We start from the raw sequence: 23,910 nt of genomic DNA on the forward strand, positions 1-23,910 counted from the left end.
GGTTTCGATGACCTCGATGGGCCCGCCCGCGTCGGCGGCGGATCATCGGTCGTCGGGATTGAGGGCGCGGAAGGCGACACCGGCGGCGGCGCCGGCGATGAGTTGAGCCGCGAGGTACACCCACAGCGTCGGCCAGGCGAACATCCCCATCACAGCCGCGCCGAGCGTCACCGCCGGATTGAACGCTCCGCCGGAGATCGCGCTGACCGCGAATGCCCCCGCCATGACAGTGGATCCGATCGCCAGCCCGTAGAACGAGTTGTCCGGATGGCTCTTGCTGGTGGCGACGTTGAGCACCACATAGCAGAGCGCGAAGGTGAACAGCAGCTCGACCACGAACGCGGCCCCGACGGTGTGGTGGTTGAGGGTCAGGAGTGTCGGGGTTGCGGGCTGTGCGGGATCCACGACAGCACGCACGACCACCGCGGCCAGTAGTCCGGCAACCAGCTGTGCGATCCAGTATCGGACGGCATCGCGCGGGGTGATCCGATGCCGCAGCAGCACCGCCAGCGTTACCGCAGGGTTGTAGTGCCCACCGGATACGTGCCCGCCGGCATAGATCATCACCATCAGCACCGCGCCGATCGCCAGTGGTGCGAGCGGGCTACCGCTGCGGACGCTGGTTCCGACCGTGACGACCAGGAAGAATGTCCCGATCAGCTCGACGGCGAACTTCGCAGCGGTCCGGCGGGCAGCTGTCGTCTCGTGGGGTTCAGCGGCGCGGGCAGAGGTGGCCTCTTCGAATGTGACCATGTCGCGACTCCTCGGATTGCCTTCTGGGACTTCCAGAATCGCTGTCACCCGAGCTCGTGTCGTCGGTGCTGACATCCATTGTTGCTCCCCGCCAGTACCACCGTGTGTATGGCGGCTAGCTGCAATCGGCCCGGGTTATGCTCGACATCTATCGGCCACCCACGTCCGGCGCACTCGAGGAGAGCGAGAGTTCAGTGACAACTCCGTTGCGGGTGCTGCTGGCCGAGGACGATGTACTGCTCCGGGAGGGTTTGGCGAGCCTGCTCACCCGTTCGGGTTTCGACGTCGTGGCGCAGGCCGGTGACGCCTCGCAATTGCTGGAGCTGGTCCGGGACAATCTGCCCGAACTGGTGGTGGTCGACATTCGAATGCCGCCGACCCACACCACCGAGGGGCTCGACGCGGCCCGCGCGATCCGCGACGAGTTCCCCGAAACCGGCATTCTCGTGCTGTCGGCCCACTCCGACGTCGAGCATGCGATGGAGTTGCTGGCCAGCGGCCGGGGAATCGGCTACCTCCTCAAAAGCCGGATCACCGACGTGGAGGATTTCATCGACACGCTTCAGCGAATCGCCAAGGGAGCGTCGGTCGTCGATCCGGCGCTGGTGACGGAATTGGTGGCTGCCCGCCGGCGCAACGATCCGCTCACAGCGCTCAGTGCGCGCGAGCACGAGGTGCTGGCTTTGATGGCGGAGGGGCGTTCCAACGCCGGTATCGCCCGGCAGCTGTGGGTCACCGAGGGCACCGTCGAGAAGCACGTGCGCAGTATTCTGATCAAACTGAATCTGCCCGAGACCCAAGACGATCACCGCCGGGTGCTGGCGGTGATCACCTTCCTCGAGTCGCGCTGACCTGCTCCGTGCCTCCGCCCCGGAGCAGGTCACGGATGGCGTGGGACGACAGTTCCGATTTGGGCAGGAAGCCCACGGCCGGGCTCTCCGCGATCATGTCGGCGAAGTCCTGCTGGGCGTGGGTGGAGATCAGAATCACCGGCACGCTCCGACCGAGCCGCCTGGCGAGTTCGAAGCCGTTCTCCGCACCGAGATCGATGTCGGCCAGCACGACGTCGGGCGCCAGTTCCTCGACGCGCCGCAGCGCCTCGGCGCCGCTGGACGCGACGCCGACAACCGAGATCCCCTGCCGTTCCAGCAGGTTGCGAGCGGCCTCGAGGAAATGCCGGCTGTCGTCGACAATCAGGCAGCGCAACAGCATAACCTGCGACATCATGACCGCAGTGTGCCTGAGTTTGCGATAGGTGTGCATTACCGCTACCCGGAAATCTCCGCGCCACAGTGCGGTCTTGCGGCGCCCGAGCAGGCATGTGCAGCTGCCGGAAAGGCCCGAATTCCTGCTGGCGGGATTGTCGGCGGGCGCTGGCTGTGGCGACAAGCGCCCGCCGGAGCACAACTGCTGCACGGCTACGATTGAGATCGAATGTCGAGGACCTCATCCGAGTTCATCGGCGATCGGTGTGAGCGCTGTGTCATGAAGTGGAAACGGTCTGGGGTGCGTGGCTGGCCGGCAGCCACGCCGGGTGCGATGTCCGCACGCCGCCGCACCGATACGGACTTCTTCTCTATGCGTGCACGGTTGCTTGCGATGTCGATGCGCCCGGCGGCCCCGCCGCTGCTGCTCGGAGTCACGGTGGCTGCACTGGGCATTGCGGCGGAGTCGGTTCTCGTCCTCTGGCTCAAACAGATCGCCCCGGGCGATGCTTTCGGTGTCGTCTATCTGCTGGGCGTGCTGGTGGTCTCGACCGTGTGGGGAATCGGGCTGGCGGTGGCGACATCGGTCGCAAGTGCCGTCGCCTTCGACTATTTCCGTAACTGGCCCGCAGGCTTCGTCCCGACCGCGGCCCAGAACGCCGTCGTCATCGTGGTCTTCCTCTGCGTGGCACTACTGGCCAATACCCTTGCAGCACTGGCCCGATCGCATGCCGCCGAGGCGAATCGTCGCCACCGGGCAGCCGATCTCGTTGCCGAGCAGCAAGCCGCACTGCGGCGGGTTGCCACCCTGGTCGGGCGCGGCGCGACATCGTCGGAGGTGTTCTCTGCGGTAGCGGAGGAGTCGGCCAGGTGTCTGGGCGTGGTCAACGCGTCCCTGGTCCGCTACGAACCCGATGGTTCGGGCAGGTTCGTCGCGGCACGCGACGAACCCGGATTGCCCACGATGCCGGTCGGCGAGCGGTTCACGCTCGAGGGCGAGAACATTGCGGCGATGGTGCTGCGCACCGGAGGCACCGCGCGGATGGACAGTCACGACCATGCGACCGGATCGGCCGCCGCCCGCATCCGTGAGCTGGGTCAGCGCTCAGGGGTCGGGGCGCCGATCGTCGTCGACGGCCACCTATGGGGCGCGATCGTCGCGGGATCGTCGCGCCGCGAACCGCTGCCGGCCGACGCCGAGGAACGCCTCGCCGAATTCGCGGACCTGGTCGCGACCGCGATCGCGAACACCGAGGCCCACGCCGAACTCACCGCATCGCGCGCCCGCATCGTCGCGGCTGCCGATGAGGCACGGCGCAGGATCGAACGTGATCTGCACGACGGCGCGCAACAGCGCCTCGTCTCGCTGGGACTCGAGCTTCGCGCCGTAGAGGCGTCGGTGCCGCCCGAGCTGGCAACGCTCGACGCGCAACTCTCCGACATCGTGCAGGGCCTGGTCGGCGTCTCGGACGAACTCCGCGAGATCTCACGCGGGATCCATCCGGCGATCCTGTCGAAAGGCGGACTCGGCCCGGCGCTCAAAGCACTCGCGCGCCGCTGCACCGTTCCGGTCGATCTCGACCTCAACCTCGACCCACGCCTGCCCGAATCCGCCGAAATAGCCGCGTATTACATTGCGGCAGAGGCACTGACGAACACGGCCAAACACGCGCAGGCCACCGAGGTGACCGTGCGCGCCGTCACCGACGGCAACACGCTCCAACTCTCGATCCGAGACGACGGAATCGGCGGCGCCGATCCAGCCAAGGGATCTGGACTGGTCGGTCTGCGCGACCGCATCGAAGCCCTCGGCGGCCGGATGGGTATCACCAGTCATGCCGGAGCGGGGACGTCGCTGCACGCCATGATCCCGTACGCCGTCGAATGACTCTGGTCATTGAGTGCCGTCACTCCAGCCACGATCCGAGATGCGGTGACCGCCATGGTTCCAGATGGCGGGATCGCCGTATAAGCCGCCGCTGTGAGAGCCGCCGCCCTGAGAGGCGTCACCCTGAGAGGCGCCGCCGTGAAAGCCGAAACCGTGAAAGCCGAAACCGTGACCGGCCGACCCAACAGGAGCGGCCACGGCTCTGGCGATAGCTGCCGGCGGAGCCGAAACGGGATCGGCTTGGGCCGTCGGCGCGGCGGCGAAAGCTATTGCCGCAGCTCCCACTGCCAACACTGGTGTGATGTAGTTTCTGGTTCGCATGGTTACACTCCCTCGATGGCCCTGTATGGACTCATTCAGAATTGCGCTCCAGCGAACCGATGTCGCCATCGCTGACCCCCATCCGTGCTTCCCACCAGCCGGTATCCCTGCGTACCTGCCAGCAGCAAGCGCCTTGCCGTTCGGCTGATGAGTTGATGTCCGGGGGCAGAGCTTTGCCACAGCAAGCCGACGAGTTCGCGGCGGAATTCCTTATGGGTTGAAAGGTTCCCTCGGACGTGATCGAATTGGAGCACGACGGGATGGTTGGTCGTGGCAGACGGCCTGCAGATGGCCGGGTTGTCCGCGGTTCCATGTATGACACCGACCGACGACTTGGCTGACCAACCGCCTGCGGCGAGGTGGAGCCAGATTCAGCCACCGATTGCGCGGCCCACGCCCGCCGACGTCGTACAACGGTCCGATGGGGCCGCGGCTCTATGTCTGGAGAGGAGAAAGATGTCTGAGCCGAACTACACAACCGATGCCGCCGGAATTCCGGCACCGAGTGATGAGCATTCCTTGACAGTTGGCCCGGATGGCCCGATCTTGCTGAACGACGCATATCTGATCGAAAAGATGGCGGCGTTCAATCGTGAGCGCCTGCCCGAACGGCAACCGCATGCCAAAGGCGGCGGGGCATTCGGCACCTTCGAAGTAACCCACGACGTCAGCGCCTACACCATGGCTGATGTGTTCCAGCCAGGCAAGCAGACGGAAGTGCTGGCGCGGTTTTCCGCCGTCGCCGGTGAACAGGGATATCCCGACACCGTGCGGGATCTGCGTGGGTTCGCGGTGAGGTTCTACACCGAACAGGGCAATTTCGACCTGGTCGGTAATAACACACCCGTCTTTTTCGTGCGGGACCCGATGAAGTTCCAGGACTTCATCCGGTCACAGAAGCGCCGCGCCGACAACAATCTACGTGACAACGACATGCAATGGGATTTCTGGACCCTGTCACCGGAATCCGCTCATCAGGTGACCTGGCTGATGGGAGATCGCGGTATCCCGGCCACCTTCCGGCACATGAACGGATATTCCAGCCACACCTACATGTGGATCAACGCTGCGGGCGAACGATTCTGGGTCAAATACCACTTCAAGACCGATCAGGGCATCAAGTTCCTCACCCAGGACGAAGCCCATCATATGACCTCGATCGACATCGACTACCACCAGCGTGATCTGTGGACAACGATCGAACGCGGTGAGCATCCGAGCTGGACTTTGAAGATGCAGATCATGCCGTTCGACGACGCGAAAACCTACCGCTACAACCCCTTCGATCTCACCAAGGTATGGCCGCACGGCGATTATCCGCTGATCGAGGTTGGCAAGATGACCTTGAACCGCAACCCGGCCAACTACTTCACCGACATCGAGGAAGCGGCGTTCGAGCCCAGCAACGCAGTGCCCGGTACGGGCCCCAGCCCCGACAAGATGCTGCTCGGGCGCTGGTTCTCCTACGCCGACGCGCACCGACACCGAATAGGAATCAATTACAAAGAACTGCCAGTCAATTCGCCACACGCCACCGAGGTCCGATCGTGGGCGAAAGACGGCGCCATGCGCCACCACAACCCTGGCGATCCGGTGTATGTGCCCAACTCGAAGGGCGGACCGCGCGCCGATCCCGCTGCAGCGGGACCGACCCCGAGCTGGTACGCCGATGGCGAGCTGGTGCGAACCGCCTACACGCTGCGCGCGGACGACGACGACTGGGGACAGGCTCGCACCATGGTCCGGACAGTTCTCGACGACGCCGCCAGGACACGACTGGTCGGCAACATCGTCACGCACCTGCTCGACGGAGTGAGCCCACCCGTGCTCACCAGAACGTTCGCATACCTGCACAACATCGACAACGATCTCGGCGACCGAGTCGAACAGGGAGTACGTGCCAGGCAGGCGCAGCACGAACCGACCGCCGCAGAGCGACCGAAAGTCGGCCACACGAGGTAGATGAAAGACCACATGACCGGATTCCGAGAATCACCACACATCCCTTCGTCGTGTTGTCCGTTGGCGTGCCCCGGCGTCGCCGCCGACGACATCGTGTTCGCCGATCCCGAATCCGGTGACGCCCGGAGTTTTATGGCGCGAAACAACGTGTAGGACAGAAGAAAGCGCCGCCGGATCCACCTATTTCCGGCGCGGTGGGCAGACCCGCTCGCTCGGGTAGCCGGGTTTGTCCACATCGTCCTGATCTGTGGGATGCCTGGCGCAGTTCACGGGGTGCGAGAGCCGCGCGGCGCGAGAAGCTGCTTTCACGGTATTCATCCACACCGATCGAGGAGGTGATGTGATGACATCCGAGCGCACGCACCGCACCACCACAGAGGTGGGCATCCCGGTCGCCTCCGATGAGCATTCGCTCACGGTCGGCGTGCATTTGTTTGCAAATCTCAGCCTCCCGCTAACAAAGCTCCTGGTAGATTGTAACTTTCACGCCTCTGGCCTCCAGTTCCTTTGTCCCGGATCACGAAGGTGCCAGTGTGGACGATCACACAAAGCCCGAACCAGTGCCGCCATCCGAGCGTCAGGACGTGTGGCGACGAGGGTTGCCCCGCCGCGGCGCGCTGATGAGTATGGCCGCAGTAGGCGGGATCTCCGCGGTCAACGTGGGCGCGTTCCTCTGGGCGGGCGGCTGGTTCACGCCGGAGAGCCTGAGCCCAGCCAGGTTCGCCGACCGGTTCGAGCAGGTCTTTGGGCACCATGACGGGTTCCGGCGCAACCACGCCAAGGGACTGAGCGCTTCAGGGACGTTCATCAGCAACGGGGCCGGCGTCGCGCTGTCGAGCGCGACGGTGTTCCAGCAGGGACACACACCGGTGACGGCACGGTTTTCCCTCTCCGGCGGGATGCCGATTGTCGCCGATACAAACGCGGCCATACGCGGGCTCGCGGTACTGTTCCACCTAGCCAACCGCGAGCAGTGGCGCACCGCCATGGTGAACATCCCGGTCTTCCTCGACCGCGTGCCGCAGGGATTCTACGATCGGCTGCTCGCCACGAAGCCGGTGGCCGCGACCGGCCGACCGGACCCGGCGAAGCTTGCCGCGTTCCTCGCCGAATACCCGGAGACGGCGCGCGCAATGGCTGCCGTCAACCGGACGCCGCCGTCGAGCGGGTTTTTCAACAGCCCGTTCCACGGGCTCAACGCGTTCCGGTTCACCAACGCCGCGGGCACGACAGTGCCGGTGCGGTGGAGTCTGTATGCCGAGGACCCGTTCCTCGCGGGTACCCAAGGGGCGGGCCGGGACTACCTATTCGACGCGTTGATCAAGCGGGTTGCGCGGGAGCCGGTGCGCTGGCGGCTGGTGGTCACGGTCGCGGAGCCGGGTGACCCGACAAACGACGCGACGCAGGCCTGGCCCGCGAACCGGCGACAGGTCGAGGTCGGCACGCTCAGCATCGACTCGGTGGCGACCGAGGCGCCGGGCAACGCCCGCGACATCAACTTCGACCCGCTCGTGCTACCGACCGGAATCGACCCGTCCGACGATCCGCTGCTCGCGGCGAGGTCATCGGTGTACGCGAAGTCCTACCAGCGGCGCACCCGTGAACCACACACCCCCAGCGCGGTCACATGTGGCGGCGGTCGACGATGAACGGTGAAGCCAGGTTTACCGTTGTCGCGCGCTGCTTGCACTGGATCATGGCCGTGCTCGTGATCACCATGCTCTTCATCGGGGTCTTCATGGTCGGCTCGATCAGCGACTTCCACTTGCTTGTCACCATTCACGAACCACTGGGCTTGGCGATCCTGGTCTTCGCGCTGATCCGGATCGTTTGGCGGCTGCGGCACACGCCGCCGCCGTGGCCGCCCGGCATGACGCGACTGGACCGCTTGGTCGCGAAGTACTCCGAGCGACTGCTCTACGTTCTGCTCGTGCTGCAGCCGCTGTTCGGGTGGGGTCTGGTGTCGGCATCGGGACAGCCGATCGTCCTGTTCGGATCGTGGTACCTACCGGCCATCGCGCCGGCGAACATCACCGTGTTCGCCGCACTGCTGCAGGCGCACATCGTCGCCGCCTACGTCCTGTACCTCACCTTCGCCACACATCTGGCCGGCGTGCTGTGGCACACACTCGTGGTCAAGGACGGCGTGCTCCACCGGATGACGTTCGGGCGGACACACCACCGGCCGCCCGCGTCGGTGGACCGAGCATGAGGACGCGCAAGGCGTACGAGCATAGCTCGAGCGAACCGAGGCATCGGCGACATCGGAAGACATCACGAGCTGAGATGGTCGGCGGTTCATCCGGCCCCCGGCTGCGCATCACCACATACACGATCGGCAAGTTCCGCTGTACCGCGGTTCACAGACCCTGGACCGAGTACCGGAGCGACCCGTCTCCGATCAAACCGATCACCGGACGCGTGACATCGCGGTCGCGGTCGCCCAGCGCGACACCGACGGCGGCGGGTGCGGCCCAGCCGATACCGCCACTGGCAGTGGCGAACATCGAGTCGGGCTCGAGGGTGGGCAGCCACTCGGCAGTCGGTGGGTCAAACCCGAGCCGGAGGCGCTCACCTACATCCTCTCTGTCAGTCGGCCAGCAGCTGCGCGCTGCTGGTCCACAGCTCTCGTGCTCTGTCGATGTCGTAGGAGTCGGCTGACGACAGGGCTGGCTTGTTGCCTTGGAAGTACATGCCGGTCACACCGTCGTAGCGCGGGTCCGCCACCAGAGCGGCGAGGTGGCGCCCGGAAGTGCGGGTGCTATTGACACCGGGCAGAACGCGCAGTGCAGGTAGTATGTAACGCCAGGCGAACCGCTGTGATGGCGAATAGTCGCGACCCAGGCCCGAGCCGGGCATCAGTCCCGGATCGAACGCGTTGACCGTCATCCCCTGGGCGCCGTGGTCCAATCGGCGGTCGAGTTCGTAGCAAAAGAGCAGATTGCACAGTTTCGATGTGGTGTATCGACGCCGGCCCTCCTCGGCGGTCAGGTCGCCGGGTGGCCGGGCCAGCTCGGCACCCGATGTATAGCGTGGGTGCGGCATGCCGGTGAAGCGGGCTGGATCGTGGGTTCCGCTGCTGACCACCACGATTCGTGCCGGCGCGTGCAACGTGTCGAGCAGGCCGCACACCAGCGCGAAATGCCCGAGGTGGTTGACCCCGAACGTCATCTCGTAGCCGTCGGCGGTGCTCTGCACGCCCGAAACCACCTGCACCCCGGCATTGCAGACGACGGCGCGTATCGGTGGCAGCACGCCGGCACGCGAATCGTCGATGAAACCGCGTACCGACGCCAGCGATGCCAGGTCCAGCCGCATGACCGTGCATCGTTGCTCGGCGCCGAGCCGCTGTACCGCGGCCGCGCCGCGCCGCGGGTCGCGTACCGCCAGGACCACATGCCAGGACGGGTCGGTGGCCAGCAATGCGCGTGCACATTCGAGACCCAGACCGGAGTTGGCTCCGGTGACAATCGCGGCTCGCGTCGAATCGGTCATTTCGCCTCCAGAAGAACCGGCATGAGCGCGGTCAGCGCGTGCCGGAGCCGCTCGGGACTCCGACTACAGAGGACTTGGTCATGATGCTACTGGAGGTGTTGGCCGAAGAAGGCGAACACCCTTTGCCATGCGTCGGCGGCGGCCTCCTTGTTCTCGCCGAATCCGGTGATACGCGCCAATGCGTGGAGGGGAGCACGGTCGGCGAAGCTGTGCCCCGCATGGGGGTAGATCTTGACGTCGTGCGGAATGTGCTTCTCGGTCAACACTTCTGCAAGTCGTCGTCCGCTGCCTCGGTTGAGCGGATCGCGCTGGCCGAAGCTGGCGACGATAGGGCAAGCGCCGTCGACGATTTCGGAGTATTTACTCTGTAGGGGCGGAGGATAGAAGGGTGCGGATGCGTCGAAGCCCTTTGTGGCGGCGATGAGCGCGAACCCGCCGCCCATGCAGAACCCCGCGACGCCGATCGCGCCGGTACAGTCGGATCGCTTCGACAGCAGTTGCCGTGCAGCTGTTACGTCCTCGAAGGCTTGACCCTCGAAGGCCATGAGGTCGCTCATGACCGCTCGCATACAGCGAATGACCCCGCCGCGGGCGAACAGGTTGGGCGCGATCGCCAGGTATCCGTTGTCGGCGATCCGACGCGCGATCGCGCGGTGAGGTTCGCGCAGACCGAATGCGTCGTGGATGACGACGACACCAGGCCAGGGTCCTTTTCCGGGCGGAGTCTCCAGTACAGCGTCGATGCTCCCGTTGGGCGTCTCGATGCTGATGCCGGTCATTGTTCCTACTTTCGATGTCTTATCGGGTTTCGAATGTTGCGGTGAGGCCGGCAACCTCGTCGTCGCTGAGCGAGAGTGAGCCGGCGGCGATGTTTTCGGCGAGATGGCTGCGAGAGCTCGTGCCTGGGATCAGCAGCACGTTGTCGGCGATCGCGAGCAGCCATGCCAACGCGACCTGCGCGGGTGCGGCATCGTGACCGGCGGCGATCTCGGTGACAACCGGGTTGGCGCGAATCGCTCGGTGTTCGCGGCTAGACCCGCCGAGCGGGCAAAACGGAACGAAAGCGATTCCGCGGGTGCGGCATTCGTCGAGCACGGGCTGCGAGGACCGATCCGCGAGGTTGTAGGCGTTCTGGACACAGACGATGTCGGTGACTTCAAGGGCCCGCAGCAGATGCTGGTGGGTGACGTTGCTGATCCCGATTCCAGCGATCAAGCCCTCATCGCGCGCGGCTATCAGGGCACGGAGTTGGTCGACGAATCGTTCGTCCACCGGGGCATCGTCGAGCAGGCGCAGATTGACCGCGGTCAGTCGTTCGATGTCAAGCGTTCGGAGATTGTCCTCGATGCCTATGCGGAGCTGGTCGGGATCGTTATAGGGCAGGAAGGCGCCGACCTCGTCGCGCCGGCCACCGACCTTGCTGACCAGTGCCAGGCTGTCAGGGTAGGGGGAGAGCGCTTCTCGGATAAGCTCGTTGACCACCGCGGGCCCGTAGTAATGGGACGTGTCGATGTGATCGATGCCGGCTTCAACGGCCTCCCGCAGCACGGCGATGGCTTCATCGTGGTCATCTGGCGGACCGAATACTCCCGGGCCGGCCAGTTGCATTGCGCCGTACCCGACCCGCCACACCGCAGCGTCTGCCAGCTGGTATCGATCAGTCCGTGTCCTCATGCCCACCCTTAAGGTAAAATCAGGTCAGGTACACCAACTACTGGATATGTACATAAGATATCAGCGAGGTACTCCATGTCAAGAGCGCGCCGGGACACACGGCAGATTGCGCTGGCCGAAGCCTTTTCCGAGATGGGGCAGGCGTGGATCCGCTGGGTACACGCCAGCGTTCCCGATGACGCGGTGAGCTACGCACGGTTACGCGTGCTCACCGCGCTGGAAGGCAATCCAGACGGGTTGACCATGTCGGGAATAGCCGCAGCGCTCGGGGTGACCGGCAGGCGAGTGACCGTGCTGGTGGACGCTCTGGTCGATGACGGGCTCGTGGCACGGTACGCCCATCCCACCGACGGGCGCAGCACCATCATCGAAATCACCGAGGCCGGCCTGGCCCAGCAGCGCACGGTATGGCAACAGCATCAGCGCACTATCTCCGTCGCATTCGACGGCCTCTCCGACGAAGACCAAGTGCGGCTACTAGGCATCAGCCGCACACTGACTGACGCATTCCGGCAACGACTGGCCGAACACACGGCGCCGCCCATCGACGAATGTGCCGCCCCGTCAGCCGCGGTTCTGATCCGCAACAACCGACCAGTGCACGCCACTCGGCCCAAACGGCACTAACGAGTCCCGGGAGATGGAGTGCGCGCACCGCACCTCCACGTGCACCGGCTCGCCGCAGTCGCGGCGGCTGACCGCCACCGGGCCTCCCTGGGGGCGGGCTTCCCATCGGTCTCCCCACTGGCCCGGCCCACTAGCAGAGTTTGACAATACTACTCAGCTCGCATACCCTGAGTCCGGAAAGCGGACTCAACGGAGGAGCGCGTAATGGAACTCCGTTCGACGCCTGGCCGAACAGGCCGGTGACGTGGACGTGCTGGTCAACAACGCGGCCTCGCTCACGGCCGCTCCGACACTGGAGCAGGACGTCGAGTCGTTCGACACGATGTTCGACGTCGACGTGCGTGCACCGTTCCTTCTGACCGCGGCGCTACTGCCAGGGATGATCGCCCGGGGATCGGCGAGATGCTACGAATGATCAAGATCGCCAAGGACTCCGCAGTCAAGGCCCGCACCCAGGCGATCAACCAGCTGCGGGCCGTGCTCGCCAGATCTGAACCGGCGCTGCGGGAATCCCTTGCTGGGCTCGGCAGGGCGACCCTCGTGCGCCGCTGCGCCGGGCTGCCCGACGCCGGTATGCGCGATCTCGGTTCGACGGCCATCTCCGTGCCGCGGTCCCTCGCGCACCGGATCCACACTCTCGAAGCCGAAATCCGTTCCCATGAACAGCATTTGACCGCTGTCATCGAGTCGTGCGCCCCTCGACTGCTGGAACGCCCCGGTGTCGGTGCCGACACCGCCGCCGCCATGCTGATCACCGCCGGTGACGACCCCGACCGGCTCACCAGCGAGGCTGCGTTCGCCGCGCTCTGCGGCGTCAACCCGACCGAGGCATCCTCGGGCAAAACCACCCGCCACAGGCTCAACCGCGGCGGCGACCGGCGCAGCAACAGCGCCCTCTACACCGTCGTGCTTACCCGCCTCGGACGCGACCAGCGCACCCGCGACTATGCCGAACGCCGCACCCGCGACGGCAAAACGAAGAAAGAGATCATCCGCTGCCTCAAACGCTACGTCGCCCGCGAGATCTCGCTCAACCGGCCACCGGCATCCTCGGCGTGGCGCTGCCGAGCCCGGGCGACCCAGGTGGTCAGCGTGCCCTCGTTGACACCCAGCTCACGGGCAGACAGGAGGCGAGGAAGAAGGCTGTTCGAGCAACGTCGTCCGGGGTGCCAAGCGGATGCTGGGCGGCGACCCTGTCTTGAATGTCGGCGGGCATGTTGGCGAGGATCCTCTCGGTGCCGATCGCCGACGGTGCGATGCAGTTGATCCGGATGCCGTGCGGCCCCACCTCGGTGGCCAGGTGCCGGGTGAGCATGACGAGTCCTCGACCGGGCCGAATCGAAGTTCGATCTTCTCCCGAACTCCAGGCAGTGCAAGGGAATCCGTGACGTCGGCGGCGGCGCTCATGGCAAGTTCCGCCGGCGGCGGCGATGCCCTCGACGACCGCCGCTGACGCATCGTGGTCCCGCCCGACCACGCAGACCTTGGCCTGTCGAGCCGCAAAGGCCAGCGCGTGGGTTATCTATTGGCGCATGCACTGCCCGCGCGGTTCACGCGCTATCCGGCAATCTCGACCCGCTGGCGGTAAGTTGCCGGCTCTGCCAGGTTTCGTACGATCCAGTCCGCGACGTCGGCCCGCACCGCCGAGGCCGCCTTGCCGAGATGGCCGCCCACCGATACTCGGTACGTGGATGTCGGTTCGCCGTCCTTGAGCATCGGTGCGCGCAGGATCGTCCAATCGAGCCCCGAGTCGGCCACCACCGCCTCCATGCGGGCCAGATCGGCGTGGATCTCGCCGTAGACGCGCGACGCCACCAGCCGGGTGACCTGGCGCTGGAAGAACGGCAGTTGGTCGGTGGACAGGCCCGCCGACGACATGACGATCAGCCGCCTCGTATCAGCTGACCGTGCTGCGGCGACTATGTTCCCGAGGCCCTCGGAGAAGACCGTGGTAGCGCCGCGCCCGCGTACGCCCAGTGCCACGACGACCGCATTTTGTCCCGGTATAGCCGCCGCCAGATCGGACGAATCGCGTACGTCGCCGCGCATCGCGGTCAGGCCGGGGCGTGTGGTCAACCGGCTCGGATCGCGGGCCAGTGCGGTGACGATATGCCCGTCACGCAGTGCCCGTTCGGCCAGTAGGCCGCCGGTGCGGCCCGCGGCACCCACCACTAGTACCTTCATGAGCTCACCTCTCCGTCGTCCGGTGCGTAGTGCGCGACCGGATCCGACCAGCTCGCAGGCTGCGTTGCTGATCACTGTGCTGGTACCTTCGGCTACTCCAACGGCCGTCGCTGGTCATGGTTGCCGGGACTGCGCCTTCCGCCGAGATCCGCATGGCCGGAATCATTGGTGGCACAACAGATTTCATCGATGACAGGGTTCGACCCGAAGGCGTCGAGACCATTGCCGCCGGCTCATAATATATGAGTAACTATAAATTTATAGTAGCACAAATATTAGGCTCACCGGAAGGTGTCGTCCCCGTGCGCCCTTCGCTGATAAGGAATCGGTCGATGATGCGACAACGCCGGAATCGAGCCGCGTCGTTCGCATGGGAGGGAGGTGCCGTGATTCGAAGTCTGTCGAGGATTCGGGCAGCCCCGAAGTCCTCCACCCCACTGAAGACCAGCGCTTCCTTGGTGCGGAAGTAGTTGAACACGGTCGCCTCGGACACCTCTGCTGCTCGGGCGATTTCGGCCACTGCCACGTTGTCGAAGCCGCGCTCGGCGAACAACGCCAGTGCAGTCTCGGTGATCAGCTGCCTGGTCCGCTGCTTCTTGCGCTCCCGTAGCCCGAGTTCCGTCACACACTCACGATAGCAGTTGACTTACAGTAGCATCAAGTTTATGGTCATTATAAAACTAGTGTTACACTAAATAGGAGTGACGCTATGACGGCGCTGGGCGGGATTCGAGAGTCGGGTGCTCGTTGGGTTGTTGCTGAGCAGCGTGGGGATGTCGACGCTCTCGATGCGATGACCACTGGGGATTTCATGCCGGTCGGTCCGCCGGGCCTCGTGTCGAACAAGCGGCAGGATGCGCAACGGTGCCGCTCCGGGGGCTTGATCACCGAGACCATGGACCGGCAGGACATACGAGGCGCACGACGGTGGCCATGCCCGCCGTCCGCCGATCGGGGCGGGCGACAATGACAATCGAGCTGAACCACATCATCATCCCGGTGCACGACAAGCATGCATCCGCGCGGTTCGTCGCGGAGATCCTGGGTGTGCCTGTCGCCGCTGAAGTAGGCCCGTTCGTGCAGATACGTACAGGCAACGGTGTCACGTTGGACTTCATGACTGCCGGGCGGTTCGAGCCTCACCACTGTGCATTCCTTGTAAGCGAGAAGGACTTCGACGCCGTATTCGCGCGACTCGCGGCCACCGGCCGGGCCTACTGGGCGGACCCGATGCATCGGCGAGCAGGCGAGATCGACCACCAGGATGGCGGCCGCGCCGTCTATTTCGAGGATCCGTCGGGCCACAACCTGGAAATCCTGACAACCCCCTGAGGGCAGTGCAGGCATTGCACTCGGGCCACGGCTGACTGTAGTCGGGTGCTGATCACTGGACGGTCCACCCTCATCCGACCGTGGTCATCGACCGGAACGAAACGGACTGAATATGACTGCCGAAGTGACCGAGACGCTGGTGCGATTCCAGCAGCCGGACAGGGCGCTACCCCGATCCGAACGAGGCCGACGAAGGCCGTGCAGCTGGATTCCTGCATCTTCAGCGAGCCCAAATCGCCTGGGGCGCTGCAGATACGGAGCGGGCGGCACCCTGGCGCCCGGTCTGTTGGAACCGGCGCAGACGCCGTATCGCTCACCGCGCCGACACCGGGCGCGGCAATCGATCGGGGACGGCGTGCACCTGACCATCGTCGGGCAAGCGGCGGTCGTGGCGACGCCGGCCCAACTTTCCTGAACTGATTCGTCGGAGGTGGCATGGTGGATGTGTTGATTTGCGTCGCGGATGGGTTCATCTACGATAGCCTCGATTACGGTCTGCGAATTCAAGAGCGGTTTGCTACCGAAGGGTTCGACGTCAGGCGGGCAGACCTGACGACGGCGAATACGGACGAATTGCCGCTGGCACAGGTCTATGTGTTCACCGGCGGTGAGACATCGGTGAATTCTGGTTCATTATGGATGAGCCGGGCGGTGGGCCATGCCGAGCGGCTCGTGCGGACCGCCGACGCCACCACTCATAGGGTGATAGGTATATGCCTGGGTTCGCAGATCATCGCGGAGGCTCTCCGTCCGGGCTCGATAGTTTCTTTGCCTGCCATCGACATCGGCCTGATCCGGGCCACACGTCATGACGAAGATGACGCCGAAGAGACCATTCCGACATTCCATTATGAGACGATATCTCCAGAGCTCGGGTTCGCCGAGGGGGTCCGGCTGACCTGGTCGAGTGCGACGACATCGGTCGAAGGGTTTTCCTACGGGTCGGCAGTGCATGCCTATCAGTTCCATCCGGAGTTGACCTCCGCGGATCTGCGACGGCTCATTCACCACCGAAGCACGGAGATCGAGGGCCGCAATGGATCTCCCATCGGATCGCTCCAGTCGGTCGACCGCTACAGCGACTCACTCTCCCCCGATCTGTTCCGGCGCCTGATCGTCAATCGCTGCGGCATCGAGAACACGGCACCCCGAGCCGGGGTGCCGAGCCGCGAGTTTCATCGAAACGCACTGTGACGCTGCGTGATGCCGTAGAGTTCCACCGTCGTTGGTCCTATGGTGCGGAGGCGCACGATGGGGACGCCGGAATCCGCTGTCGAAGCTGTGGTGGATCCCGATGTCTCGTTGCCCGCTAATCATCCGGCCCACATCATGATGAACGCGGAAATGCATTCGTGGCGCGAGACCGTATTCCATCGGAGGTGATCATCCATCGGCTCTATGCTGATGGGCGCTTTCAAAACTTCATTGCACAGTGTTTCGCGAGAGGTTCTAACCGGAGGCGGCCGGAATCGCATGCGTAGCCTTGCACTCGGAGTCGGTGATCTCCAGCCGTTCCACGGCAGGTATTCTCTGCACCGTGTCCGTGAGGTTCGTGGTAGAAATGCCAGGCTCTCGGCAATATTCGCCTACAGTGCGAATCCGGATGTGGTCGGCAGCCGGGGGCGAACCCGTCGGCTGTTCGGCAGGGTGTCGCCGCTGCACGGTGACGAGTCTCAGCGTTCCCAGGCCGACGGCCTACTGGGATAGCAACAATAACTGCAGAATCCGTTGACTCGGGTCGACCGAATTGAGGAGCCAGCGCGCCAGTGAACGATTCCATCGCCATCGAGCGGTCGGTCGGCACGTTCGACTATGACGAGCAATTGCCGCGGCTGCCGGTGCCGACCTTGAAGGAGACCTGCGAGCGGTTTCTCGCGTCGTGTTCGCCGTTGCTCACTCCGGAAGAGCTGTCCGTCACCAACGCGGCGGTTCAGCAGTTCCTCGCGCCGGACAGCCCGGCCCGCACCTGGCACGCGGAGATCGAGCAGTTCGATCGGTCACCGGGCGTGCACAGCTGGCTCGACACCTTCTGGGTGTCACGTCATCTCGGTCGCAGGGACCGTATCGCGCTCAACGCGAACTTCTTCCTCTTGTTCACGGACTCACCGCACGGACAGCTGGAACGTGCGGCCGAGATGATCGCTCGGACGGTCGAGTACAAAATCGCACTGGACGACGAGGTGGTTCCGCCGGTCGCGCTGCGCGGACAGCCGTTGTCGATGCATCAGAACCGTTTTCTTTTCTCCACCACCAGAATTCCCGGCGCCGAGTGCGACACGGTGCGCGCCCCATACAGTGCCACCGAGCCGGGGCCGTCGACCGCACGGCATATCCTCGTACATGCCGGCGGTGGCGGGTTTCGATTGGACGTGGTCGCACCGGACGGAACCGCCTACCCCATCGACGATCTGATCGCCGGGCTGTCTGTAATCAGATCCGCTGCCACGCTTGCTGATTCATGGCCCGGCGCGCTGACGACCAAACCTCGTTCGGCGTGGGCGAACACTCGTCAGGCAATTGCCGCAGACCCGGACAATGCCGCCGCGCTGGACATTGTCGAAACGGCCCTGTTCGGCCTCGTTCTCGACTGCGACCAGCACGAGGATGAGCTGGACGCCTGCAATCAGCTTCTCTACGGCTCCGGGGACAACCGCTGGTACGACAAGGCGTTGACCTTCATAGTGTTCGCCGACAGTCGCGCAGGCATCAACGTCGAGCACTGCGGCCTCGACGGAACCACTGTCCTCAGTTTCTGTGACGCAGTGCTGGCGAACTCGGGCACCACCACCCCCATGGACCGGCCCGGCCAGCCGCCCGCCAACGCACCGATCGAATTCCGGTTGGACGCCCAGACAAGGCAGGATATCCGGCAGGCCGCGGCCGACTTCGACCAGCAGGCGACCGAAACCGCAACGGCTGTGGTGACGTTCGACAACTTCGGAACGGACATCGCCAAACAGCTCGGGGTGTCGCCGGATGCATTGGTACAAGTGGCATACCAGCTGGCTCATCAGCGGTCGCGAGGAGCGCTCGGCACGACCTACGAATCGGTTGCAATGCGGCACTACCGCCACGGCCGGACCGAAGCGATGCGCAGTGTCACCCCCGAGATCGTCCGTTTCGTAGCGGTGATGAACGAGGCGACCGCGGCGACCGCTGCCCGAGCGGAGGCATTGCGCGCCGCTGCCGCTGCGCACGTCGCTCGCCTCAGGGACTGCCAGGCAGGCCGCGCTCCCGAACGGCACCTTGCGGAACTGGAACGCATCCAGCGTCGCCGCGGTGACGAGCCGCTCGCGCTCTACAATTGTCCGGGCTGGCGGAAGCTGCGTGGCGACTACCTCAGCACAAGTTCGGTGCCATCGCCCAACATCCGCTACTTCGGTTTCGGTCCGACGACGCCTCACTGCATCGGAATCGGCTACGTGCTGCTGCCCGATCGCCTGAGTATCTATCTGAGCGCGCCGAGGGAAATCGAACAGCAGATGCATAGCTTCGCACACAGCCTCCGCGCTGCGATCCCCGAACTGTGCGCGCTGCTGAAATCACCATCGGCACCGTAAATTTCGCACAAACCGCGGGCGCGCACTCCGAGCCGACAGGTCGATGAGGTGCTGTGGGATGCGAATGAGTTCATGATGACGTGGCTGATCGCTGCGGCCACGCGGGGATCGAAGCCATCACCGGGGACTCACACACCGAACGCCACCAGTTTCTGTTTCAAAGGTGGAGGAGGGCCAGCCGCGGGAGCAGTGTCCGGAGTCACCGGTTCATCTCCAAGGGCAGATGTATCCTCTTGCTGGACAAGGCATTTACGATGTGCACGAACGACTCGATCGACCGCTGTGGTGAGGTTGTGCAGCAGATGCCACCGATCGGCGACTTGGATCGCGGCGGGTGCGCCGCGGCTGGCGCCGTCGGCGTAGGGGCCGCCGCGGTCACGGCAAATGACCCTAACCTCCGGATGCTCGCGCAGCCAGTCTGCGACCGTGTCGGAGGTGCGGTCTTCGAGCAGCACACTGCCGGTCAGGACAACGGAATCGCCCCACCTGCAAGCGAATACATACTTCACGCCCGCCTACACTGCGATCGGATAGATGCCGCACGTATCGGCTGTGAACCCGGTTGGACGTCGTCCCGCATGTCGGGCATGCAGCATCTGCCGTATCGGTACGGGCATCGAACCAGATCGTCGCCCCGCGGACCTCCATGCCATCGACCCGGACCTCCGACAGATGCGGGAACAGCACCCCGCACACCGACTCCGCCACACTCACAGCCACCAGCAGCATCTACAACGGAACTACTAGCGCCGCAACACGATTGCCGAGTTACTGCATCGAAAGTGCGCCAGAGCCACCTTCTCATGGCCACGGACAATCTCCCAGGTCCCGGTGATCGAATACCGCACACCGGTGAGGTTCTCGATCACCTCGACCACCCGCGCGAGGGTCCACATGTCGGTCCGAAACCATTAGCCTTGGGCCCCTTCACCAAAGCCTGTTCCACCACCGCCGACTGCTTATCGGTCACCCACACCGGCTGTCCGGGCTTCTGCGCACCAGCCAACGCCTCCCGGCCACCGGCAGCCCAGGCCCTACACCACCGTGACGCACTCGTCGCCACCGTGACGCGCGCCCTGCACCGACACCTCGAGCGCCACGGCCACATCGACTTGGCGGGGACCCCGGTCGAACATCTCCGCCGCCCGAATACGCCGATCCCGCAACGCCTCGAACTCGCGACACACCGCTCCCCGCTTGACCTTTCGGGCCCGCCACCCACGCCCACCATCCAGTGGCACCTCACCTGACACACGCCGATTGTTCTGCAGGACAACATAAAAGCCCCGGAACGACTCACCTCATTACCGGAAGATCCTTAATACGCCGCGGCGGAGCCGAATACACCCGCGGCACCCTGCGGGGCAGCGGAGTTGGTGATGGAATCCGCTTCTCGGGCCCCCCTTTCCGGATTCAGGAGAGTTGGGCAAGACCCGCTATGACTGCGCCCGTGACGATCTGCTGGCCGAGAACGGTCAGGTGCACACCGTCCTCCAGATGCATCCCGCCGTCCGGCGTCGGTTCGGTGACGGATACGGCGTCGACGGTCGGCTCCGGCTGTCCCCAGCGATTGCCCCGATCAGCATGCCGATCCAGCCGACCCGTGGCCCGAGCGCCCCGTCCAAGAACGCCGGTGGCCGCCAATGCGGCAATGAGCATGCCTGTCGGGACGACACAACCGGGGCCACCGAGGAAGAACGCCAGGGTGTGCAGCGCCCGGACCAGCGGCGGGTCGGTGAGCACTTCGGGCACGGTCAACACCCATGTGACAATGGCCGAGCACGCTAAGAACGCCGCGGCAAGCACACCGCCCGCGAGTGTGACGGTGGCGCCCACCGCCCTCAGACCGAGAGCATTCAGCCGAGCCGCCGCTGCCGACGCATAAATCACCAGTGGGATCGTGCTGGCGAACTGCAGGGTCGCCCCGGTCCGGACGGCATCGGGATGTGCGGTGAAATAGGTCAACGCGGCGGCTGCCGACCCGAAAGGTGAGGGAAATACGTCACCGCCGGCACGCACTGTGCTGATGACCAGCCCGGCCACGAATAGTGTGGCGGTCACGATGGCTAATACGCCGAGCGGTAGCTCGGATCCTGATTGTCGATCGTCTACTGCCTTTGGCAGCGGTGGCAAAAGCGCCATGTCAATCCAATTCTCTGATGTGGTGGTGACACGTTTCCTGCTAGGGACCGACGCTGGTACTCAGGTGCATGCCCGCCAGCAGCCACCGACCGTCGCGCAGGACTGCGATGTGCGTACTCCGGAATCGGCCACCAGCCGTATTCCCCTGGTAGTCGGCCTCTTGGAAGTGTCGACCGATCGCGACCGCCGCGGTACCGAAGTCGCGCACGCTGACCTCGTCCTGCCAGGTCACGGATCGAGTGCGTAGGGCGCCGGTTCGGTAGCGGTCCAGCCATGCCGTCTTGTCGAGCACGAATCCGGCAGGCCCGACCAGCGCGAAATCGGCGGTGGACAATTCGTCGAGAGCGGCAACGTCTTCGCGCTGTTCGGCCTCGGCCCAACGCCGGCAGAGTTCGCGCACCTGATCCTGAGTATTCATATCTCTCCTTCGATGGGTTGTCCGGCCCGGCGTATCCGGATCCGGTGGATAGCTTCGGGGCGAGCTGGTCAGCCTGCGTTGCTATGCCCCGCCGCTCGACGGTTGATGAGTAGGCCCGCCGCAAGCGCGGCGAGGAATAGCAGCGCGGCCGCCCACGCGGCCGCTGTGGTGTAGCCGTGGACTACAGCCACGACCGGAAACTGCTGCGGGTGCCGACTGAGGAACCGCCCAGTAGAACCCGCGGCCACGGTATTGAGGACCGCCACACCTAACGAGCCACCGACCTGCTGACCCGCGTTGACAGCGGCGGCGACCACCCCGGCCTGCCGAGGTGGCACGTCCGCGGTCGCAACACTGATCGCAGGCGCGAAAACACATCCCATCCCCGCGCCGAGCAGCAACAGGGCAGGCAAAACGCCGGGCACGTAGCGGCTGCTCGGCGTCAGCTGGGTGAGCAGCAGCATCGCGACGGCCGCAACGAGCAGGCCGGGAACAAGGAGTGCACGTGGCGGCACCCGGGTCGTCAGCGGTCCCGAAATAAGTTGCGCGGAGCCGAACACCGCCAGCGACAACGGCAGGAACGCCATCCCGGCCCGCAATGGGCTGTATCCGAGCACCGATTGCAGGTAGTAGGTCAGAAACAGTGACAGCGCGAGCAATCCGGCCACCGCACTGGCCACCGTCAACCACGCCCCCGCCCGGTTCCGATCCTTGAACAGCGCCAGCGGCAGCAGCGGATCAGCGACCCTGGACTCCCACAGCCAGAACACCACCAACGTGACCGTTCCACCCACAAAAGAAGTGAGCACCAACCCCGAAGTCCAGGTCGACGTCGCAGCCTGGGAGGCACCGAAGACCACTGCGGTGACACCAACGGTGATCAGAACCGCGCCGACGATGTCCAGCCTTCCCCGGTACGCCCCTCGATCGCCCGACAACAGGTACCAGCCGCCCGCGACGACGGCACCGACCAGAGCGATGTTGATATAGCAGCACCAGCGCCAGCTCAGAGTCTGCGTGAGTAGCCCCCCGAGCACCAGCCCGACGGCGCCACCGCCTCCCGCGATCGCACCGAAGACCGCAAATGCCTTCGCGCGCTGACGTGGATCGGTGAAAGTCACGCTTACCAAGCCCAACACCGTCGGCGCGAGCAGCGCACCGAACGCGCCTTGCGCTGCCCGTGCCGCCACCAGTACGGCGAGGTTCGGCGCGGCTCCCGCCACACCCGACGCGACCGCGAACCCGGTCAGCCCCACCAGGAAGGCCCGCCTGCGCCCGAGCACATCGGACACACGGCCTCCGATCAGCAGCAACCCACCGAAGGCCAGGGTGTAGGCGGTGATCACCCACCCCCGAGCGGAATCGGAGAACCCGAGGTCGGCCTGCGCAGACGGCAAAGCAACGTTCATCACCGTCGCATCGAGGGCAATCATCAACTGCGCCAACGAAACCACCACGAGCACGCTCCACCGGCGCGTATTTGCCCGAGCCGACTCGTCCGAAAAACCAACGACGGGGCCCGAATCAGCGCTCTCGATATCCACCACGATGCTCCTCGCCGAATCAGTTCAGGAAAGTTGGGCCAGTGTCGCCACGACCGCAGCCGCGACCGCCTTTTGGCCGACGATGGTCAGGTGCACGCCGTCGTCCAGATGGATTGCCGCGCCCGGTGTCGGCGTGGTGATCGAAATGGCGTCGACGGTCGGTTCTTGCAGCCCGGACACCAGCCGCGCGGTCTGCTCCATATCCGCACTGACCCAGGCGATTTGGGCTCGCTGAAAATGCGGGAATGCGGCTGCCCAGTTTTCGTCGATCGCGGTCGGAGTGAGCCAAACCCAGCGTGCCGCAGTGAGCTCGAAGCAACGGTCACGCAGTAGTAGCAGATTGCGCGCCGTCTCCAGCTTGCTGACCAGTCTGGGGCCTTCGGCACCGCCCAGACGCTGGGCGTCGTTCGCGCCGAGCTGGCACAGCACCCAGTCGGGTCGGTGAAAGCTCAGGCTCGGCAGCACGGTCAGCGCTTGCGTCGTGGTGCTACCCGACACCGCCAGATTCGTCAGTTCGATCGCGTCTTCAGGGCGTCGAATGGCCAGCAGCTGGCGCAGAATCTCGAACCAGGACAGGCGGTCTGCGGTCGAACTCTCGCCCAGCGCAACGACACGCTGGCCCGGTGCGAACGGGAGCCGGTCCACTTGCGCAGCCAGCTCGGCATTCTCCAGCAACTCGGTGGCGGCCTGTCGTGCCTGTTCGGTGAATCCATTACGCAGTTCGCGATATTCGACGGGATCGAGGCCGAAGAGCCCCGCGACACGTGTCTCGTCGAGCCCGTTCAAATAGGGCAGCACCTTGTCC

At 64.8% G+C, this 23,910-nt stretch carries 26 protein-coding genes and 2 pseudogenes; 11 read left to right on the forward strand and 17 right to left on the reverse strand.

Annotated elements, in window-relative coordinates; all coding sequences use genetic code 11:
• Positions 1 to 42 precede the first annotated feature (42 nt).
• Positions 43 to 753: an MIP/aquaporin family protein gene (locus tag ABH933_RS20835; protein WP_429425877.1), complete on the reverse strand. Its 711-nt coding sequence runs from the start codon at positions 751 to 753 to the stop codon at positions 43 to 45.
• Positions 754 to 947: 194 nt separating this feature from the next.
• Between ABH933_RS20835 and ABH933_RS20840 the strand changes: the two genes are divergently transcribed.
• Positions 948 to 1,604: a response regulator gene (locus ABH933_RS20840; RefSeq protein ID WP_429425875.1), complete on the forward strand. Its 657-nt coding sequence runs from the start codon at positions 948 to 950 to the stop codon at positions 1,602 to 1,604.
• Here ABH933_RS20840 and ABH933_RS20845 read toward each other — a convergent pair.
• Positions 1,582 to 1,980, reverse strand: a complete 399-nt coding sequence (locus ABH933_RS20845) for a response regulator transcription factor (RefSeq protein ID WP_429425873.1) — start codon at positions 1,978 to 1,980, stop codon at positions 1,582 to 1,584. The genes ABH933_RS20840 and ABH933_RS20845 overlap by 23 nt on opposite strands.
• Before the next feature lie 312 nt (positions 1,981 to 2,292).
• Here ABH933_RS20845 and ABH933_RS20850 point away from each other — a divergent pair, with 312 nt between their 5' ends.
• The 4 genes from ABH933_RS20850 (at position 2,293) to ABH933_RS20865 (ending at position 8,341) form a co-directional block, all read left to right on the forward strand.
• A complete protein-coding gene (locus ABH933_RS20850; protein ID WP_429425871.1) occupies positions 2,293 to 3,846 on the forward strand; it encodes a GAF domain-containing sensor histidine kinase in 1,554 nt (517 codons plus the stop codon).
• Between the two features lie 777 nt (positions 3,847 to 4,623).
• A complete protein-coding gene (locus ABH933_RS20855) occupies positions 4,624 to 6,129 on the forward strand; it encodes a catalase (protein ID WP_429425869.1) in 1,506 nt (501 codons plus the stop codon).
• A 533-nt stretch (positions 6,130 to 6,662) separates the two neighbouring features.
• Positions 6,663 to 7,778, forward strand: coding sequence for a catalase family peroxidase (locus ABH933_RS20860; RefSeq protein WP_429425867.1), 1,116 nt, complete (start codon positions 6,663 to 6,665; stop codon positions 7,776 to 7,778).
• Positions 7,775 to 8,341: a cytochrome b gene (locus ABH933_RS20865; RefSeq protein WP_429425865.1), complete on the forward strand. Its 567-nt coding sequence runs from the start codon at positions 7,775 to 7,777 to the stop codon at positions 8,339 to 8,341. The genes ABH933_RS20860 and ABH933_RS20865 overlap by 4 nt, the downstream gene beginning before the upstream one ends.
• Positions 8,342 to 8,492: 151 nt before the next feature.
• Here the strand turns inward: ABH933_RS20865 and ABH933_RS20870 are convergent.
• The 4 genes and pseudogenes from ABH933_RS20870 to ABH933_RS20885 all read right to left on the reverse strand — a co-directional run.
• Positions 8,493 to 8,663, reverse strand: a pseudogene (locus ABH933_RS20870) (thiamine pyrophosphate-dependent enzyme); the annotation flags it as partial.
• Between the two features lie 55 nt (positions 8,664 to 8,718).
• Positions 8,719 to 9,624 carry an SDR family NAD(P)-dependent oxidoreductase gene (locus tag ABH933_RS20875; RefSeq protein ID WP_429425863.1) on the reverse strand — a complete coding sequence of 302 codons (906 nt, stop codon included), beginning with the start codon at positions 9,622 to 9,624 and terminating at the stop codon, positions 8,719 to 8,721.
• 86 nt (positions 9,625 to 9,710) lie between these two features.
• Positions 9,711 to 10,403 carry a dienelactone hydrolase family protein gene (locus tag ABH933_RS20880; RefSeq protein WP_429425861.1) on the reverse strand — a complete coding sequence of 231 codons (693 nt, stop codon included), beginning with the start codon at positions 10,401 to 10,403 and terminating at the stop codon, positions 9,711 to 9,713.
• 19 nt (positions 10,404 to 10,422) lie between these two features.
• Positions 10,423 to 11,298, reverse strand: a complete 876-nt coding sequence (locus ABH933_RS20885; RefSeq protein ID WP_429425859.1) for an oxidoreductase — start codon at positions 11,296 to 11,298, stop codon at positions 10,423 to 10,425.
• A 75-nt stretch (positions 11,299 to 11,373) separates the two neighbouring features.
• Between ABH933_RS20885 and ABH933_RS20890 the strand changes: the two genes are divergently transcribed.
• The 3 genes and pseudogenes from ABH933_RS20890 to ABH933_RS20900 form a co-directional block, all read left to right on the forward strand.
• Complete coding sequence (locus ABH933_RS20890) at positions 11,374 to 11,925, forward strand: MarR family winged helix-turn-helix transcriptional regulator (protein WP_429425857.1); 552 nt, start codon at positions 11,374 to 11,376, stop codon at positions 11,923 to 11,925.
• Between the two features lie 223 nt (positions 11,926 to 12,148).
• The gene (locus tag ABH933_RS20895) at positions 12,149 to 12,340 is read left to right on the forward strand and encodes an SDR family NAD(P)-dependent oxidoreductase (RefSeq protein ID WP_429426033.1); all 192 of its coding nucleotides are present in this window, start codon (positions 12,149 to 12,151) and stop codon (positions 12,338 to 12,340) included.
• Between the two features lie 158 nt (positions 12,341 to 12,498).
• Positions 12,499 to 12,951: pseudogene (locus ABH933_RS20900) on the forward strand (transposase); the annotation flags it as partial.
• 61 nt (positions 12,952 to 13,012) lie between these two features.
• On the opposite strand, the gene ABH933_RS20905 reads toward ABH933_RS20900, so the two are convergent.
• The 3 genes from ABH933_RS20905 to ABH933_RS20915 all read right to left on the reverse strand — a co-directional run bounded on the left by ABH933_RS20905 (position 13,013) and on the right by ABH933_RS20915 (position 14,734).
• Entirely contained in the window at positions 13,013 to 13,240 is a 228-nt protein-coding gene (locus tag ABH933_RS20905; protein WP_429425855.1) for an SDR family oxidoreductase, read from the reverse strand.
• 242 nt (positions 13,241 to 13,482) lie between these two features.
• A complete protein-coding gene (locus tag ABH933_RS20910) occupies positions 13,483 to 14,109 on the reverse strand; it encodes an NAD(P)-dependent oxidoreductase (RefSeq protein WP_429425853.1) in 627 nt (208 codons plus the stop codon).
• Positions 14,110 to 14,359: 250 nt separating this feature from the next.
• Positions 14,360 to 14,734, reverse strand: a complete 375-nt coding sequence (locus ABH933_RS20915; protein ID WP_429425851.1) for a TetR/AcrR family transcriptional regulator — start codon at positions 14,732 to 14,734, stop codon at positions 14,360 to 14,362.
• A 341-nt stretch (positions 14,735 to 15,075) separates the two neighbouring features.
• Here ABH933_RS20915 and ABH933_RS20920 point away from each other — a divergent pair, with 341 nt between their 5' ends.
• The 3 genes from ABH933_RS20920 (at position 15,076) to ABH933_RS20930 (ending at position 19,001) form a co-directional block, all read left to right on the forward strand.
• Positions 15,076 to 15,441 carry a VOC family protein gene (locus ABH933_RS20920; protein ID WP_429425849.1) on the forward strand — a complete coding sequence of 122 codons (366 nt, stop codon included), beginning with the start codon at positions 15,076 to 15,078 and terminating at the stop codon, positions 15,439 to 15,441.
• A gap of 435 nt (positions 15,442 to 15,876) precedes the next feature.
• Positions 15,877 to 16,635, forward strand: a complete 759-nt coding sequence (locus ABH933_RS20925; RefSeq protein WP_429425847.1) for a glutamine amidotransferase-related protein — start codon at positions 15,877 to 15,879, stop codon at positions 16,633 to 16,635.
• 629 nt (positions 16,636 to 17,264) lie between these two features.
• Complete coding sequence (locus ABH933_RS20930; protein ID WP_429455067.1) at positions 17,265 to 19,001, forward strand: choline/carnitine O-acyltransferase; 1,737 nt, start codon at positions 17,265 to 17,267, stop codon at positions 18,999 to 19,001.
• Positions 19,002 to 19,129: 128 nt separating this feature from the next.
• Here ABH933_RS20930 and ABH933_RS20935 read toward each other — a convergent pair whose 3' ends face one another.
• The 8 genes from ABH933_RS20935 to ABH933_RS20970 all read right to left on the reverse strand — a co-directional run bounded on the left by ABH933_RS20935 (position 19,130) and on the right by ABH933_RS20970 (position 23,891).
• On the reverse strand, positions 19,130 to 19,510 hold the full coding sequence (locus tag ABH933_RS20935) for a transposase (protein ID WP_429425843.1): 381 nt from the start codon (positions 19,508 to 19,510) through the stop codon (positions 19,130 to 19,132).
• Complete coding sequence (locus ABH933_RS20940; RefSeq protein ID WP_429455068.1) at positions 19,392 to 19,730, reverse strand: transposase family protein; 339 nt, start codon at positions 19,728 to 19,730, stop codon at positions 19,392 to 19,394. The genes ABH933_RS20935 and ABH933_RS20940 overlap by 119 nt, the downstream gene beginning before the upstream one ends.
• 14 nt (positions 19,731 to 19,744) lie before the next feature.
• Positions 19,745 to 19,897 (reverse strand): winged helix-turn-helix domain-containing protein, encoded by a 153-nt coding sequence (locus tag ABH933_RS20945; protein WP_429425841.1) that lies wholly within the window; start codon positions 19,895 to 19,897, stop codon positions 19,745 to 19,747.
• Positions 19,898 to 20,035: 138 nt separating this feature from the next.
• Positions 20,036 to 20,254 (reverse strand): hypothetical protein, encoded by a 219-nt coding sequence (locus ABH933_RS20950; protein WP_429425839.1) that lies wholly within the window; start codon positions 20,252 to 20,254, stop codon positions 20,036 to 20,038.
• A gap of 160 nt (positions 20,255 to 20,414) precedes the next feature.
• Positions 20,415 to 21,062, reverse strand: a complete 648-nt coding sequence (locus ABH933_RS20955; RefSeq protein ID WP_429425837.1) for a hypothetical protein — start codon at positions 21,060 to 21,062, stop codon at positions 20,415 to 20,417.
• A gap of 121 nt (positions 21,063 to 21,183) precedes the next feature.
• Positions 21,184 to 21,561 (reverse strand): nuclear transport factor 2 family protein, encoded by a 378-nt coding sequence (locus ABH933_RS20960; RefSeq protein ID WP_429425835.1) that lies wholly within the window; start codon positions 21,559 to 21,561, stop codon positions 21,184 to 21,186.
• Positions 21,562 to 21,629: 68 nt separating this feature from the next.
• A complete protein-coding gene (locus tag ABH933_RS20965) occupies positions 21,630 to 23,018 on the reverse strand; it encodes a DHA2 family efflux MFS transporter permease subunit (protein ID WP_429425833.1) in 1,389 nt (462 codons plus the stop codon).
• 111 nt (positions 23,019 to 23,129) lie between these two features.
• Positions 23,130 to 23,891, reverse strand: coding sequence for an SGNH/GDSL hydrolase family protein (locus tag ABH933_RS20970; protein ID WP_429425831.1), 762 nt, complete (start codon positions 23,889 to 23,891; stop codon positions 23,130 to 23,132).
• Between the last annotated feature and the right edge of the window lie 19 nt (positions 23,892 to 23,910).

The organism is Nocardia sp. GP40 (assembly GCF_050434125.1).
In the GTDB taxonomy this organism is placed as follows: domain Bacteria; phylum Actinomycetota; class Actinomycetes; order Mycobacteriales; family Mycobacteriaceae; genus Nocardia; species Nocardia albiluteola.